The following is a 15537-nucleotide window of genomic DNA, read 5'->3' as shown; positions in this document are numbered from 1 at the left end:
CATCACCGGTCCTGCGGCGCTCGAGCGCTGCAACGCAACTCTTCTCAAACCGAGAAGCCGTCCGATGCCCCTCAGAACTCCAGATCCAGCGCCGCGCAGAGGTAGTCGATCATCGGCGCGATGCGGCGGAAGGTATCGACCAGGGTCGGCAGCAGTTCGTCCGAGCAGGCCACCGCCTGCGTGAAGCCGGTGCCGGCGGCGAAGTTCTTGCGCTTGAGGTCCTCGATCAGCTCGTGCGCCGGGTCGTAGCCGCGCGGCGGCCGCGTCAGGTTCTCGCCCCAGAACGTGAAGCGCTCGGCGAACGCGCGCGAGCGCGTGGCCTTCTTCCAGGCGGCGGGATTGTCGGCCAGGAACTCGCGGATCTTCTTGAGCGTCGGCGGCTCCGGATGCCAGATGCCGCCGCCGGCGAAGCAATCGCTCGGCTGGATGTGCAGGTAGAACGACGGCGCGGGCACCTGGCGCGCGCGCTCGTGCGCCAGGCGCGCGCCGGACCAGGTCTTGTACGGCGTCTTGTCGTTGGCGAAGCGCGTGTCGCGGTGGATGCGGAACAGCGACCCGCCCTGCTTGCGCGGATCGGCAACGAAGTGCGGGCTGATCCTGGCCAGCGGCGCCTGCAGGTCACCGACCAGCCGCAGGAACGGCTCGCGCACGTCGGCTTCGTAGCGCGCCTTGTGCTCGGCGAACCAGGCGCGATCGTTGTGGGCGGCCAGGTCGCGGAAGAAGCGGAACGTGGCGGGCGAGAAGTAACGGGACATGGCGCGGTGCGACGGTTGGAGGCGGCTGCGCATCATACCCGCCGGTACCCACTACGACGCCGGACATGACCCCGCATCCCGCCACCTTGCTGAGCCTCCTGATTGCCGCGGCCGATCCGGTCTCGTGTCCGCCGCTGCCCGAGCTCGGCACCCTGGTCTGCCGCGAAGGCGTCGCCGGCATCATCTACGGCCGTGATACCGAGGAGGTTCGGCGCCTGGCCGAGGACGAGCAGGCCGCGGCTGCCGCCTATCGGACGCACTTCGGCCGGCCCCCGCCGCGCGGCGCCCTGGTGTCGGCCGGTTCGGCAACGCCGGTCGGTGAGGCGGTTCGCGGACGCCTGCGGGCGGCGGGCCTTACCTGGGTCCTGCCCTGGATCGACGCCGCCGACCGGCAGCGCGCGCTGGAACCGAAGATCCGTGCCCAGGTCGAGCGGCAGCTGGCCGGCGCGCCGGCGGCGGCGATCGACGCGGCGGTGGCACGGGCGCTCGCCGCCGCGGGCAGTGCGGGTCCCGACGGCGACACCACGCTGCGCTCGGCGGTGCGGCACGAGCTGGGCCACCTGTGGCTGATCGAGGATCACTGGCCGCGGCGACCCGACGCAGCGGCGCCGACCACCGCGCACTACGGCGGTCCGGCGCCGGACTGGCTCGACGAGACCGCCGCCGTATTGATGGAGGACGCGGCGATGGCCGACGGGCGACGCACGCGCTTCGCGCAGATCCGCCGGGGCGAGGCGTCCGACGAGACGCCGATTCCGCTCGCACGCTTCGTGACCATGGACCATCCGCTGGCCGCGCGTGTGCGCGCCGAGCGGCCGGCCGGCACGGGCTCGACGGTGACCGTGGTCTCCGGCGAAGCGGCCCGGCGCCTTGCCGGTGGCGCCAGCGCGTTCTATGCGCAGGCGCGCGTGTTCGCCGACTTCCTGATCGCCGCCAGCGGCCGGCCCGACGTGTTCGCCGCGATCGCCGCCGCCACGGCCGGCGGCGAGGATCTCGGCGCGTGGCTGGCCCGCGAAGGCGACCACTACGGCCTGCCTTCGACGCTCGACGCCCTCGACCGCGCCTGGCAGGCCTGGCTCGACACGCCCGCGGCCGCACCGCCACGCAGTTGACAGCCGCGGCCACCGCCGCGCATATGTCGCCGCATGGCAGAGTCCCTCTACCGATTCGGCGCGTTCCACCTCGACATGGCCACGCGCGTGCTGTGGCACGGCACGACGCCGGTCGCGCTGCCGCCCAAGGCGCTGGACTGCATCGGCTACCTGGTCGAGCAGCGCCAGCGCGCGGTCGGCCGTGACGAGCTGATCGCGGCGGTCTGGGGCAAGGCCGATCTCAGCGACAACGCGCTGGCCCAGGCCATCCTGCAGGCGCGCCGGGCGCTGCGCGACGGCACCACCGGCGAGGCGATCCGCACCGTGCCGCGCTTCGGCTACCACTGGTCGCTGCCGGTCAGCGTGGAGTCCGCCGCCATGCCGGCGGCGGACACTGCGCCCCCACCGGCCGCCGCATCGCCGGCCGATGCCATACCGACCCTTCCGGTGACGGCCGCGCCGCCTGCCGGGCCCCGTCGCCGCGCCGGCCTCCGGCTCGGCCTGGCCGCCGCCGCGGCCGTGCTGCTGGCGATCCTCGGCTGGACGCTGGGCCGCGTCGCCCCGCCGCCGCCCGCGCCACCGCCGGCCGTCGCCGGCCCAGCCAGCGACGTGCTGGTACTGCCGGCGCGGGTACAGGCCGGCAGCGAGCACGGCTGGATGCGCCTGGGCGTCATGGACCTGGTGGCCGGCCGCCTGCGTGCGGCCGGGCAGGCGGTGGTGCCCAGCGACAACGTGGTGGCGCTGGCACAGCGGCTGGACGGCGACCCGGCCGAGCCCGCCGCGCTGGCCGAACTGCTGCGCCTGACCGGCGCCGCCCGCGCCGTGTCCGTGGCCGCCGAGACCGGCGCCAACGGCTGGGTGGTGGCCCTGGTCACCGCCGACGGCCGGCAACCGCCGGTGTCCGCCGTCGGCCAGGCGCCCGACGTGCTCGACGCCGCACGCCAGGCCGCCGACCAGTTCGCGCGCGCCAGCGGCTTCCAGCCGCCGCCGACCGCGGCGGACGATGCCGAGAAGGCCTTCGCCGCCTTGATCCAGCAGGTGGAGGCCGAGCTGCTGGCCGGCCGCCTGGATGCCGCGCGCCAGCGCCTGGCCACCGCCAGCGCCGACCAGCGCCAGCGGCCCGAGGTCCGCCACCAGATGGCGCAGATCGACTTCCTGCAAGGCCGCCTGGACGCTGCCCAGGCCGCCTGGGACACCCTGCTCGGCGACGTGCCGGCCACCGACACGCCGGTGCTGCGCGCGAAGATCCACAACGGCCTCAGCAACCTCGCCTACGTGCGCGGCGACAACCTGGCCGTGATCGCACAGGCACAGGCCGCCGTGCGGGCGCTGGATGGTGCCAATGCGCCATTCGAGCTGGGCCGCGCGCTGATCGGCCTGGCCAGCGGCCATGGCGGCCTGCGCCGCTACGACGAGGCACTGGCCGACTACGCCCAGGCGCGCGTCGCCTTCACCGCCGCCGGCGACCGCCTGGCCCTGGCCCGCGTGGATGCCTACCAGGGCTTGCTCGACATCAGCCGCGGCCGGCCCGCCGACGCCCTGCCCGTGCTGGCCGGCGCGGCCGAGCGCCTGCAGGCCTTCCATGCGCTGATCGAGGAGCTGCACACCCGCGTCGGCCTGGTCTATGCCCACCTGGCCCTGCTGCAACCGGCGCAGGCACTGGCCCAGAACGCGCGGCTGGCCGAGCTGGGCGAACGCGTCGGCGACCCGCGCCGCCGTCACTACGCCGACCTGGCCCGCGCCCGCGGCCTGGCCGCCACCGGCCACCTGGCCGAGGCGCAGGCGATCGTCGACGCACTCGAAGCCACCGCCGCCGCCGAGCCGGCCCTGCTGCTGGAGCAGACGCGCAGCTGGCTGCCGCTGGTCGCCGGCCAGCTCGCCCTGGTCCGCGACGATGCCGCCGACGCCGTGATCCAGGCCCGCGGCGCCCTGGCCGTGACCGACGAGGACGACCCCATCGAACGCGCCGCCGCCTTCCTGCTGAACTGGCGCGCGCTGCGCCAGGCCGGCCTCGATGCCGAAGCCGCCCAGGTGGCGCAGGCCGCCGCCACCTGGGGACGGCAGCGCGACCACGCCGCCGCCCGCATCCGCCTGGCGCTGATCGAGGCCGACGGCGCCGTGGCCGCCGGCGACGACGCAACCGCCGAGGCCGCCTTCGAGCGCGCGCTGGCCACCGCCGACGCCTACCGCGTACCGGCCGACCTGCTGCTGGCGGCCAATGCCTATGCCCGCCACCTGATCGCGCGCGGCGACCACGCCCGCGCCAGCATCGTCGCCGGCCGTGTCGCCGCCTGGGCCCCCACCGATTTCGATGCCGCCCTGCTGCAGGTGGCGCTGTACCGCGCGATCGGCCAGCCCGGCGCCTGGCTGGCCGCGCTCGAATCCACCCGCACCCTGGCCGGCGAACGCCGCATCCCGCCGGCCCTGCTCGCTCCCCCGCCGGCCACCGACACGCCGGTGCCCGAGCCGCCCGCCGTCGCGCGCGGCGACGGCCTGCAGATGGAAGCGGCCGCTGCGCGTCGTCACCTGGCGACCGCTGGCCGCTGATCGCGCTGCAGCGCAGCACGCACACGCCGTTCCGTAGCCACACACCGTCCCCGCACCGTTGCCGACCGCCCACCACCGGCGAATCATCGCGTCCAAACGGTTTGCTCACGCAACCGGCATGCCCGCGGCCGTCTGGACGTCCATAGTCGGCGGCGATCCGCGGCTTTGGCGTCGCGGCACCGCGACGATCGAGGAGATCCGAAGATGACACTGATGAAGCGTTGGGCCGCAACCGGCCTTGCAGGCGCCTGCGCCTGGCTGGCCGCCACGGGCAGCGTGGGTGCCCAGGGCGCCTTCGTGGCGACCGACCCGATGATCACCCCGCGCGCCCATCAAGGCTCGGTGGTGCTGCCCGACGGCCGCGTGTTCCAGTACGGCGGCATCTCCTCCCCCGGCGACATCCTGGCCAGCACCGAGATCTACGACCCCGCCACCGGCACGTTCACCGCCGGCGCCGACGCCAACGACGGCCGCATGCGCCCGACCACCATCAGCCTCGCCGACGGACGCGTGCTGGTCACCGGCGGCCGCGGCGGCACCGACGGCGGGACCATCTTCGACACCGTCGAGATCTACGATCCGGTCACCGGCACGTTCTCCGACGGCGGCACCGTGCTGACGCCGCGCTATGTCGGCATCGTGGCCCGGCTGGACGACGGCAAGATCCTGATGACCGGCGGCTTCAACTTCACCGACGGCACACTGGGCAACTCCGAGATCTACGACCCCGCCACCCAGACCTCCGTCGCCACCGGCAGCCTGGTCCATCCGCGCGACACCTACGGCCATGCGCTGAAGCTGCCGGACGGCCGCGTGATGATCGTCGGCGGCTACAACGACGACGGCCCGCTGGCCACCGTCGAGATCTACGACCCGGCCACCGGCCTGTTCTCGCTGACCGGCGACCTGCCCGACGCCCGCGGCGACCACTGCGCCGTGCTGCTGGCCGACGGCCGCGTGCTGGTGTTCGGCGGTTTCGGCAGCGACTGGAACTACGCCACGCAAGCCCATGTGTGGGACTCGGCCACCGGTACGTTCCATGCCGCCGGCACACTCAACCGCCCGCGCGCCAACGCCATGGGCACCCTGCTCGCCGACGGCCGCGTGCTGGTCACCGGCGGCAGCATCACCGGCGGCGAGCTGCTTTACGAGGCCACCTCCGAGATCTGGGATCCGGCCACCGAGACCTTCACCGAAGCTGGCCAGATGATGGTCGCCCGCTCCGGCGGCCGCGCCGAACGGCTGGCCGACGGCCGTGTCCTGTTCATGGGCGGCTGGTTCGGCGACGGCCAGGAACCCACCGGCGAGGCCGAGCTGTTCGTACCGGCCAGTGAGACGATCTTTGCGGATGGGTTCGAGGACTAGCGTCCGGCGCAAGCCAACGCGGAACCGGAACGGCTGGAGGAAACTCCAGCCGTTTTTGTTTGGCGAGCTTCGCTTCCGCGAAAGAACCCGCTGCATACACGCGGGTGAACGCTGGTATTCCCACGCCTTCGGCACGGTTCTAGACTGCGCTCGATACGGCCGGATGGCCGGTCGATAGAGCGAGCCGTGACAAGACGCATGCGTTGGGTGGTGGCAGGCCTGCTGGTCGCCACAAGCATCGGTACGGCCCGGGGTGATAGCTGGTCGTCGCCAACGGCCAAAACCACCGCATCCGCGGACAGCACCTGGCGCCTCACGGTCCAGCCTCGCGAGCCTGTCGCCCAACTCAAGGAAGCGAGTGCGCCGGCCGTGAGCGGTCAAACCGCCACGCCGCGCAGTGCCATCGGACGTATGGAACACCTGGAAAACGGGCAGTGGCAGACCGTGTGGAGCGCACCACTGACCAATCCCGAGGCCCCCGTGGACGTCCTCGTTTCCAATGACGGTCACGTGGCAACGCTCGACAACTGGGGCAACTACGGCTGGGGCGACAACGTCGTCACGCTCTACGGTACGCAAGGCCAGCTGGTGCGTGCGTTCGGGCTGTCCGATTTTCTGCCCGTGGCGTATGTCCACGCCCTGCCACGCAGCGTCGGCTCCATCAGATGGCGAGGTGAAGCCTGGATCGACGAACGCGACATGCACCTCGTCGTCGCGGTTCTGGTACCTACCGCCGACAGGAACTCTCCGGGAATCAATGGCGCCCCTGACTACGTCGATGTTCGCTTCGACCTGGTGACGGGCCGGCAACTCCCGCCCACCGGCCCCGTCTGGGCCGAAGCCTTGTTACGCGCCGAGGCCATACACCAGGCCCTTGAGAAGGAAGAAGCCATCGAGCTTGCGGCCTTCGTCGCGCCACTGGAAGCCCCTGTAGGTAACGACCACATGGCTTGGCTTCGCTATCTGGCGAGGGCCTATGTCCGTCTGGAATCGGATGGGTGGAGCACCACGATCGCCATCGAGCTGCCTGACAGCAGCGACTTCGAGGCTACCGTGGACGAGCTTCGCGGCGCACTGGAACGGTCAGCCCAAGACGCTTCAGCGCTGTCGATCGTGATCGGCTCTCCTTCGCAGGATGTTCTCCTGGACGTGCTCTCGCGCGAAGCAGGGCGGCTGCCGCTTGCCGCCCTGGACGGCCGGTCGGTCCACGTCGCCACGACACGCAGGAACGAGGCCGCCGTCCGCACGGCACTTGCCCATACCGGCGCCCGCCTGACCATCATCGACGTCGACACGCCGATCCCGCAGCAGCCCGAACGCATTGAACGAGCACGCAAAGACTCGGAGAAGATCAAGGAAGGCCGGGGGCTGGTCGAAGCCGTGATGCCGGGCAAAGCGGCGGGATACGAATAGGGCCGAGGTTCGCAGCCGCTTCTCACCACCCACCCGGACAACTGCCACCCGATCGTGAGATTGGATGGCCTCGAATGAGGCGCTGCAAGCCCAATACGACTTCCGAGTATGGCAATGTCGGCTTCCGACCGCGGATTCATATGATCGATGCAACACACAGATAGCTGCGTAGGCAGCAGGGGTGTTGCAGATGAAGCGCAGGAAGAGGATCTATTACACCGACACCCAGAAGGCGATGATGTGGGATCGCTGGCAGCAGGGCGAGCCCCTGCACCAGATCGCGTCCCTGTTTGACCGGCACCACAGCTCAGTGCGGAACATCCTGGCCGAGCATGGCGGCATTCGTCCTCCGACAAGGCGAAGGTCCCCGAGGGTGCTGAGCCTGGCCGAGCGCGAGGAGATCTCCCGCGGCCTGGCGGCGGGACGATCGATCCGCATGATCGCCGCGTTGCTCGGGCGTGCGCCATCCACGATCAGCCGCGAGATCGGTCGCAACGAAGGCTCTGAAGGCTATCGAGCCAGCCAGGCCGACCGGGCCGCTTGGGACCGGGCACGACGCCCCAAGCCCTGTAAGCTGTTGCTGCATCGAGCCTTGGCTGCTCTCGTGGCAGGGAAGATCCAGCGGCAGTGGTCACCCGAGCAGGTGGCAGGCTGGCTCAAGCGTACCTATCCAGATGATGCGAGCCGTCAGGTGTCCCACGAGACCATCTATCGCACGCTCTACATCCAATCGCGCGGGGCTCTGAAACAGAAGTTGTTCGCCCATCTGAGGCGCACGCGGGCGATGCGTCGCTCGCGACACCATACCCAGAAGACAGAGAGCCACGGCCGGATTACCGACACCGTCTCAATCAGCGAACGGCCGGCCAATGCCGAAGATCGGGCCGTGCCGGGACACTGGGAAGGCGACCTGCTGTTCGGCGACCGGAACAGTCAGATCGCCACGCTGGTGGAGCGACAGACACGCTATCTGATGCTGGTGAAAGTGGCAGGCAAGGACACCGAGACCGTGGTCAATGCACTGATCAAGAACGCACGTCGCCTGCCAAAGCAGCTGTACCGATCACTGACCTGGGATCGGGGCAAGGAGATGGCGGCGCACCGTCGCTTCACCATGGCCACGGACATCCAAGTCTATTTCTGCGACCCGCACCATCCTTGGCAACGCGGCACCAACGAGAACACCAACGGCCTACTACGGCAGTACTTCCCCAAAGGGATCAATCTGACCGACGTCTCGCAGGCGAAGCTGGATGCCGTGGCACGCCAGCTCAACGAACGGCCACGCAAGACTCTTGACTACGAAACGCCAGCAGAGCGGTATCGGCAAACCGTTGCGTTGATCGGTTGAATCCAAGACCCAAAGCGGACATCCGCGGGGGCTCTGCCCCTGCTGGGTCCGGTTATATATCGGCTTGTTAGCCGGGCCGAGCCGCTCTAAGATCGAGCCATATCAAGGGGATGGCCCACCATGCGGCGCGCTGTGGATAAGTCGTATAACCGGACCCAGGGATCCGGCTATTAGGTAGTTAGGGCTCACATGAGCGATCACGTGCGTAGGTGGGAAGAGCTTCTCAATCCAGACATCACTCGCGAGCGGCTTATCTCCGCATCGCTGTACATTGCCGCCTACGAGATACTCAAGCAATCCATCTGCGACCGAATTCATGACTTCTACTGCTTCGGATTTGGAGTGGCAGGCGACCTCATCGATCCGAAGTATCAGTCCGAGGTCTTAGCCCGTAATCGTAGCCGTCTCTATGCCTCGCTGAGCTGGCTGCAAGAGAGCGCCGTTCTTGACGCTTCGGACATCGAAGCCTTCGAACAAGTCAAAACAGCTCGGAATGCACTGGCTCACAACCTTCAGGGGCTTGTGCTGGGCGAGCTACCACCGAGCCACGTGGCTCTCTTTCCTGAGCTGGTAAGGCTGATCCGAAAGATTGAGACATGGTGGGTGGTCAATGTAGAAATACCCACCAATCCGGACTATGACGGCCAAGAGATTCTGGAAGAGCACGTAGTGCCAGGCCCTGTAATCATGCTACAGATCATGCAAGAGGTGGCGTCTGGTAATTCGGAATACCTTGCTCGGTATCAAGGGGCGTTGGGTGAGCCCTAACAATTCATTCAAGCCGAACCCGCTTCGTGGATCGGCTTAATTCCGGCGTTAGCGAGCAAGGAGAAATCATCGTGAATCAGGAAGATCGGAAGTCCGAGTGTGAAGGCGTGGATGGTGAAGATCGCTTCTGTCCGGAATGCCGAACACAGTTAGGCCCTGAAGATTGCGAGGAGCGAAGGCCACCTCGCGGCATGCCATCCTGCCTCTGGCTCTGCACTTGCCCCAACTGCGGGCATCAGTGCTGCTGCGAGAGGGAAGCACCTACACCCCTTCCGGCACCACCTTCCGGACCTCGTGGCCCACGGCCGCGTTGACCTGCGCGGTGTGCGCTAACAATTCATTCAAGCCGACGCCGCTTCGCGGCGCGGCTTAACTCCGGCGTTAGCCATCAGGGGCGGGTCTTGGCGCAGGCTGATAAAGAGTTGAGCAGATGATCGAATCGACCTACTGGCGTCAGGAGTTGCGGGGAGAAATAGTCTGGCTAAAGAAGCATCGTATGTACCGTAGATGGTCAGAGAAGCAACTTGTGCTGTACGAGCGCCGGCTAATGCTGGTTGCGTTCCAAGTGCGCTCGCTGCTTGAAAGACCGAAAGTGAACGATCGCGCTCGGAATGTTCGAATGCCGGTGATCCGGTACAAGAAGATCGGGAACAGGCCTTTCACTTTCGTAGGTTCTGGGTTCCCCGAAGACCGATTCGACATGTCTAATCCGGAGTCGTCGGAGCTTGGCGTCCTCGATGTTTGCAACCAGCTTATCCACTACTATTGGATGCAAACTTGGTCTGAGGGCACTACGTTCAAGGGCATGCTCGTCTTCTCGGATTTCATGCGTCACAAGTGGGCATACGAGTTCGCCATCCAAGACCTGATAGCGCTCTTCAGTGTCTTCGCCGATGACTCTTCGGCGGTGCGTGAGCTGAGGTTCCAGTGGAACGAGAAGAAACATGATTACGTGGCGGCCTATGCTCGTTGAGCAGATGGCTAACAATTAATTCAAGCCGACGCCCCTTCGCGGCGCGGCTTAGCGTCACAGGGGAGGTTAAATGCCGAGGACACAAGGTGCCGGCAACATTCAGCCATTCGATTCAAGAACCGAGGTCGCAACAACCTCGGCACAAGATGTTCGCCATCTAGCGCGCCAATCCGACCTCTCGCCACTTCTTCAGTTCGAAGCCCTTCTGCGGAACCAGCAGAATTTCCTTCGCTGGATCGATACCAGGCATACCGAACTGACTACAGCAAAGAGGCAAATTGACCCGAATGGACGAGGACCTAAGGACAGTGTCTACCGGAAGTATCGGTGGTACACGGAGCAACAGTCCCTCCTAGAGGCAATCAACGGATTCGAAGTGTTCTATAAAAGCTCGGCGATCGCCTTGGCAAGGTCACTTCGGAGATATGTGGCGCCGCAGAAGGTGAAGGGTAGCGTTGACGCGAAAGTTTTGTGGCTTGCGCAAGGCTCGACATCGTTTGTGTCTCTGATCTTCGAACACCAGCTGTTTCACAGCTTGGACGCAGTCGATGACGCAACCAGCATGATGATAGGAGCCAAGCGCTACACTCCTAGCAATCTTAACGGCCCACTTGCTGGCCGAGTGCGTGCCATACAATGCGTATTTCAGATGCGTCACACGCTTTCCCATAATCAGGGTCGCGTCACTCAAAGTGACAGCGCAAAGTTCGCGGCGCTAGGCTTCACTGCTGAGCACGGAGAAGTTCTAGACCCAGGCAAAGATCATCTTGGTGAGGTGGTGCGTGATCTCCTAAAGCTCGAGGCGCAAGAGTTCACTGCATGGCTACTAGCTAAGACAGCAGCTTTTCTCTCCTCTCCGGGGCAGCGCCATCCGTTAACACAAAAGGCGAAGGATCGGATAGAAAAGCTTCTTGGCACACATCCAGATCTAGATGCGTTGGCGTGGCAGTGACGCATAACAACTCATTCAAGCCGACGCCGCTTCTCAGCGCAGCTTAACTCAAGCGTGATGCCCTATGGACCCAGTGTCAGCTGCCACAGCATTCGCAACCATTGTCAGCCTCTTGGCCGACTTCGTAGCTCATCGTGGCGCGAATGAATCAAAGTCATTCGACTCCTTCATGAGCTGGCTGTCCGAGCAGCGTCACGATGAGATTAGATCACTTCTTGAGCTCAACACGACCACTACAATCGGCATAAAAGCGTTGCTCGGAGAGAGTCAGGCTGAGATTCTTGAGCGCCTCCGATCTTTAGACAAGTCGATGGCCAGCTTTGCTGCCGGATTCGACTCATATCGGGCAATTGCCGAGGCCGCACATCCAGCATCTACTCTTTCAGCTCAGGCGATCTCCTTGCTCGAGCAGTTCTACGATTCTGGCGCGAGTAAGGTACTGGAAAGTCACAGCCTTGCTGGGACGTCACTCTATGCGGTGGATGGTCCAGGAAACGTAGCCCTTCGAGTGGACGATCCGCGCTTCTTGGAAGATGACCTCACCACATTGGTGGATCTGGGTTTGCTCGACCTCAGCTACAACAGCAAGGGAGGGCGCTTGTTCTCGTTGAAGCGGGCTGCCGCGCGGTTTGTGGAGAGCAGGCGTCGGGCATAAGAATTCTTTCAAGCCGACGCCGCTTCGGGGCGCGGCTTGACTCAGGCGTTGCAGCCTGACCGCTTCTGGCCGAAACCAGCCCTTCATAGCGGTTCGCCACAACCAGCTCAGAACTTCGCCACAAAGAAACAAACGGGATTGACAACCCCTCCCATCACGCGCAAAGTCGTTCCCGGAGTCTAGAACCTCCTTCACACAGCGGCACCCACCTCCGACAATCCGGTGGGTTTTTTGTGCCCTCAGAATCTTGAGCGCACGTCTCGGTGCATTTCCTGCGCCGGGAGGGCGGCCAATACAACACCCCGCAAGGGGAAATACGCCCACCGTCTGTGTGCGGTTCTAGCCTCCCGGCACTCCGGCGCGCGTGCGCCGGCGTGTTGCGTGTTCCGCCGGATGCGGAAATCTCCGCTGTCCTCGCGGATTCCTTCACACACCAAGGAACGAGGTGAACGCCATGAAGCACATGACCATCGCACCGCCGATCGGCGGCATCGTGCGGTTTTCCAAGAACGTCACGGCCAACCAGAAGCCGATGTGGCTGGGCAACTGGCCGCGGGAGATCTACCGCGAAGCGCCGCCGCGCACGGACCTGACGCCGGACATCCAGAGCGAGGACGGCATCTTGATGAAGGGCTACTCCCCGCTGTTCTGCCATCCGCCGGCGATGTCGGTGGCGGAGATGGAAGCGTGGGAGAAGGACCTGGTCGATCCGCGCAGCGAGCAGTCGCGCCGGCGGCGCTGGGCGATGGCGGCCTTGCTGGAATCGGAGGATGCACTGCGCGCGGCGGTGCAGTACCCGGACGGCAAGAAGATGCTGGAGGACTGGATGGACGTGGCCAGCGAACACCAACTGGTCATGGTGGAGGCGTGCGGCCTGGCCTATCGCGCGCACCAGCGCTTGCAGGCGCTGTACGACGAGGTGTTCCTGGCACCGGTGTTCAAGCGCAAGTACAAGCCGGAGCCGAAGTTCGACGCCAACAACCGGCCGATCCCGGAGCCGGAACCGGAAAAGAAGCCGCGGCGGCGCAAGGCGAAGGTGTAAGGCGCCCACCCAAGGACCGGGGGCGCACCGCTGCGGTGCGCCCTTGCCCGACGCCGGCAAAGGTCGGCCCGGAGGACGCCCCGGCGTCCCAAGGAGAATCCCGTGAACGATGAGGACGAATCGGCACCGGCGAGCCACTATCGCCTGCCGGAGGAGGCCTACGTGGCGCTGCGTGCCGTGCGCGATCAGTTGCTGGAGCGGCTGGCGGCGCCGCGCTCGCCGAGCGACGACCGGCCCGATACGGTGCTGCCGCTGACGCCGGCCATGCTGGTGCAATGCTTCGGCCCGATGGCGCGACAGGTGGGCGCGTGCCTGGATGCGGCGCAGTGGACGCGGCGCAGGTAGCCGTAGGCTCACCGCGCGCCGTGCGTGCTGGTGGCGATGGTCCCGATAGCGCCCGAGGCTGCCGCATGGCCTGACGATGGCCGGGAGCGGACCGCGTTCGGGCAGGTTCATGACGGCACCGTTCTCGCACCTCGGCAGCGCCCGATCGATCTTGTGGCCGGTCGCGTTTCGCCGCACGCTCCCGGCCCTGTCGCCCGGCCACGCCTGGCCTGGCTTGGGTGCCAGGCGCGCGAGAAGCCATTCCAGAAACCAGGTCCTGGGCGCTCGTCACGGGCCCGCCGTCACTGTCCGTTCGATCAAGAGAGGATCGACCATGCTCCGAATCGGATCGCTTCCGGTATGTGTCCTGGTGGCGTTGAGCCTCGTCGTCGGCAGCGGGACGGCACGGAAGGCTGAAGCCGCCCCGCCGCAAGCGCCCGCCACGGCCGAGCCGCAAAAGCCCAACACCTGGAGGGCCGACGTGTGGCAGCCACCGGCCGGATTGAAGCAGGTCCCGATCTGGCCCGGCGAGGCGCCCGACATGACGGGCGTTCCCCAGCCCGGCGAGCGGGTGGAGATTGCGGAAACGCCGGATGCGCTGGAGGGGCATACGTCCGAGGCGGCCTGGGACGTCAGCACGCCGACGATGACGGTGTTCCCACCCAAGGGCGAGAACACCGGTGTCGCGATGATCGTGTTTCCGGGGGGCGGGTTCAGGGCCGTGGTCGTCACCAAGCAGGGCACCGAGATCTGCAACTGGATCACGTCCAGGGGCATGACGTGCATCCTGTCGAAATACCGCGTTCCCAAGAGCAATCACCACTACGACAAGGCCTGCGATTGCGCGGTCACGCCGAAGGTGCCCCGCGCGCTGCAGGATGCGCAGCGCACCATCAGGCAGGTCCGCGCACAGGCGCAGGCGCTGCATGTGGATCCGCACAAGATCGGCGTGATCGGCTTCTCGGCGGGCGGGTACCTCGTGGCGCAGACCAGCACGATCTTCGAGGCCGCCTATGCGCCGGTCGATGCGATCGATCGCGTCAGCAGCCGCCCGGATTTTGCCATCGCGCTCTACCCGGGCCACCTGTGTCGCGGCGGGAAGACGCTCGATCCCGGCATCCGCGTCACCAAGAAGACGCCGCCGACGTTCCTGCTGCAGGCCTGGGACGATCCGGTCGACCCGATCTGCAACAGCACGCTCTATGCGCGGGCGCTCGATGCCGCGGGCGTCCCGTCGGAAGTCCATCTCTTCGCCAAGGGCGGGCACGCCTTCGCGCTCCGGATAACGGAGCGCCCGCTTGCGATCTGGCCTTCGCTGGTCGAGAACTGGCTGGGGGAGATCGGGGTCTTGCCGCCCCGGACTCCGGGACGCATGCCGTAAGCTACGGCGCCCATTCGTCGTGATCCGTCAGCCGACGCGAGAGCCGTCATCGTGTACCGGCCATCCCATCCGCTGGACGCCGCGCAGTTCGCTACCCGATGCCCTCATGAAGATCGCCGTCGTCCCCTACGATCCCCGCTGGCCGGCCCTGTTCGAGGCGGAGCGCGCGGCGCTGCGTGATGCGCTGGGCGATGTCGCGGGCACGATCCACCACATCGGAAGCACGTCCGTGCCGGGCCTGGCGGCGAAACCGATCATCGACATCCTGCTGGAAGTGGATGCGCTCGACGCGCTGGACCGCAAGGCGCCGGCGTTCGAGGCGCTGGGCTACGAGGTGATGGGCGAGTTCGGCATCCCCGGCCGGCGCTACTTCCGCAAGGGCGGGTCCAACCGCACCCATCACATCCACGCATTCCGGCGCGGCGACGCGAACGTCCTGCGGCACCTGGCCTTCCGGGATTACCTGGCTCACTTCCCCGAGGTTCGGCGCGAATACGGCGCGCTCAAGGCGCGCCTGGCATCGCAGTTTCCGGCCGATATCGGCGGCTACGGCGACGGCAAGGCGCCTTTCATCGCGCAGCACGAGGCGCTGGCACTGACGTGGATGGCGGGTTAGGCGGCAGGCCCGCCATGGAACAATTTTCTACAGCGGATTTGATGAAACAAACTCGTGTCCCGGAATCGTCTACTAAGACATGATCATCAAATCCAAAAGGGTTTTGCATTGTCTCGCCACCTGCCTGTGCCTGTCGGGGCTCTTCGCCAACCCATCGTCGGCACAGATAACTAATTCAGACCTTTCCGTTAGCGCCTCGATATCACCGTGTTATTTTTCTCAAGACAGACGGAACACGATCACGTTGACGGTACGCAATCTTGGTCCGGACACGATCGACACCGGAACGGACTACTCTGTAAGC

Annotated in this window: 14 protein-coding genes; 13 read left to right on the top strand and 1 reads right to left on the bottom strand. The window is 66.3% G+C overall.

Going from position 1 to position 15537, the window contains the following annotated elements; translation table 11 throughout:
• Window positions 1–71 precede the first annotated feature (71 nt).
• Window positions 72–755 (bottom strand): DUF2461 domain-containing protein, encoded by a 684-nt coding sequence (locus tag I596_RS01425; RefSeq protein WP_067651265.1) that lies wholly within the window; start codon window positions 753–755, stop codon window positions 72–74.
• A gap of 65 nt (window positions 756–820) precedes the next feature.
• Between I596_RS01425 and I596_RS01420 the strand changes: the two genes are divergently transcribed.
• The 13 genes from I596_RS01420 (at window position 821) to I596_RS01370 (ending at window position 15233) form a co-directional block, all read left to right on the top strand.
• Complete coding sequence (locus tag I596_RS01420) at window positions 821–1867, top strand: hypothetical protein (protein WP_067643116.1); 1047 nt, start codon at window positions 821–823, stop codon at window positions 1865–1867.
• Between the two features lie 33 nt (window positions 1868–1900).
• A complete protein-coding gene (locus I596_RS01415; RefSeq protein ID WP_083965279.1) occupies window positions 1901–4393 on the top strand; it encodes a winged helix-turn-helix domain-containing protein in 2493 nt (830 codons plus the stop codon).
• A gap of 213 nt (window positions 4394–4606) precedes the next feature.
• Window positions 4607–5758, top strand: a complete 1152-nt coding sequence (locus I596_RS01410) for a Kelch repeat-containing protein (RefSeq protein ID WP_190278959.1) — start codon at window positions 4607–4609, stop codon at window positions 5756–5758.
• A gap of 198 nt (window positions 5759–5956) precedes the next feature.
• Window positions 5957–7171, top strand: a complete 1215-nt coding sequence (locus I596_RS01405; protein ID WP_150131958.1) for a hypothetical protein — start codon at window positions 5957–5959, stop codon at window positions 7169–7171.
• Window positions 7172–7361: 190 nt separating this feature from the next.
• Window positions 7362–8522 (top strand): IS30 family transposase, encoded by a 1161-nt coding sequence (locus tag I596_RS01400; RefSeq protein WP_067651262.1) that lies wholly within the window; start codon window positions 7362–7364, stop codon window positions 8520–8522.
• Window positions 8523–8711: 189 nt separating this feature from the next.
• Window positions 8712–9290 (top strand): hypothetical protein, encoded by a 579-nt coding sequence (locus tag I596_RS17935; protein WP_083965278.1) that lies wholly within the window; start codon window positions 8712–8714, stop codon window positions 9288–9290.
• A 430-nt stretch (window positions 9291–9720) separates the two neighbouring features.
• Entirely contained in the window at window positions 9721–10263 is a 543-nt protein-coding gene (locus I596_RS18890; protein ID WP_223303893.1) for a hypothetical protein, read from the top strand.
• Window positions 10264–10639: 376 nt separating this feature from the next.
• Window positions 10640–11215: a hypothetical protein gene (locus tag I596_RS18660; RefSeq protein WP_190278958.1), complete on the top strand. Its 576-nt coding sequence runs from the start codon at window positions 10640–10642 to the stop codon at window positions 11213–11215.
• 169 nt (window positions 11216–11384) lie between these two features.
• Entirely contained in the window at window positions 11385–11870 is a 486-nt protein-coding gene (locus I596_RS01390) for a hypothetical protein (protein ID WP_067643103.1), read from the top strand.
• Between the two features lie 454 nt (window positions 11871–12324).
• Window positions 12325–12912: a hypothetical protein gene (locus I596_RS01385; RefSeq protein ID WP_067643099.1), complete on the top strand. Its 588-nt coding sequence runs from the start codon at window positions 12325–12327 to the stop codon at window positions 12910–12912.
• Window positions 12913–13014: 102 nt separating this feature from the next.
• Complete coding sequence (locus I596_RS01380) at window positions 13015–13257, top strand: XAC0095 family protein (RefSeq protein WP_067643096.1); 243 nt, start codon at window positions 13015–13017, stop codon at window positions 13255–13257.
• A 313-nt stretch (window positions 13258–13570) separates the two neighbouring features.
• Window positions 13571–14617, top strand: coding sequence for an alpha/beta hydrolase (locus tag I596_RS01375; protein WP_150131957.1), 1047 nt, complete (start codon window positions 13571–13573; stop codon window positions 14615–14617).
• Between the two features lie 106 nt (window positions 14618–14723).
• The gene (locus I596_RS01370; protein WP_067643093.1) at window positions 14724–15233 is read left to right on the top strand and encodes a GrpB family protein; all 510 of its coding nucleotides are present in this window, start codon (window positions 14724–14726) and stop codon (window positions 15231–15233) included.
• The last annotated feature ends 304 nt before the right edge of the window (window positions 15234–15537 follow it).

This window comes from Dokdonella koreensis DS-123, assembly GCF_001632775.1.
Taxonomy (GTDB): Bacteria; Pseudomonadota; Gammaproteobacteria; order Xanthomonadales; family Rhodanobacteraceae; genus Dokdonella; species Dokdonella koreensis.
Note: the sequence above shows the minus strand (reverse complement) of the source record. Positions and strands in the feature narration are given on the sequence as shown.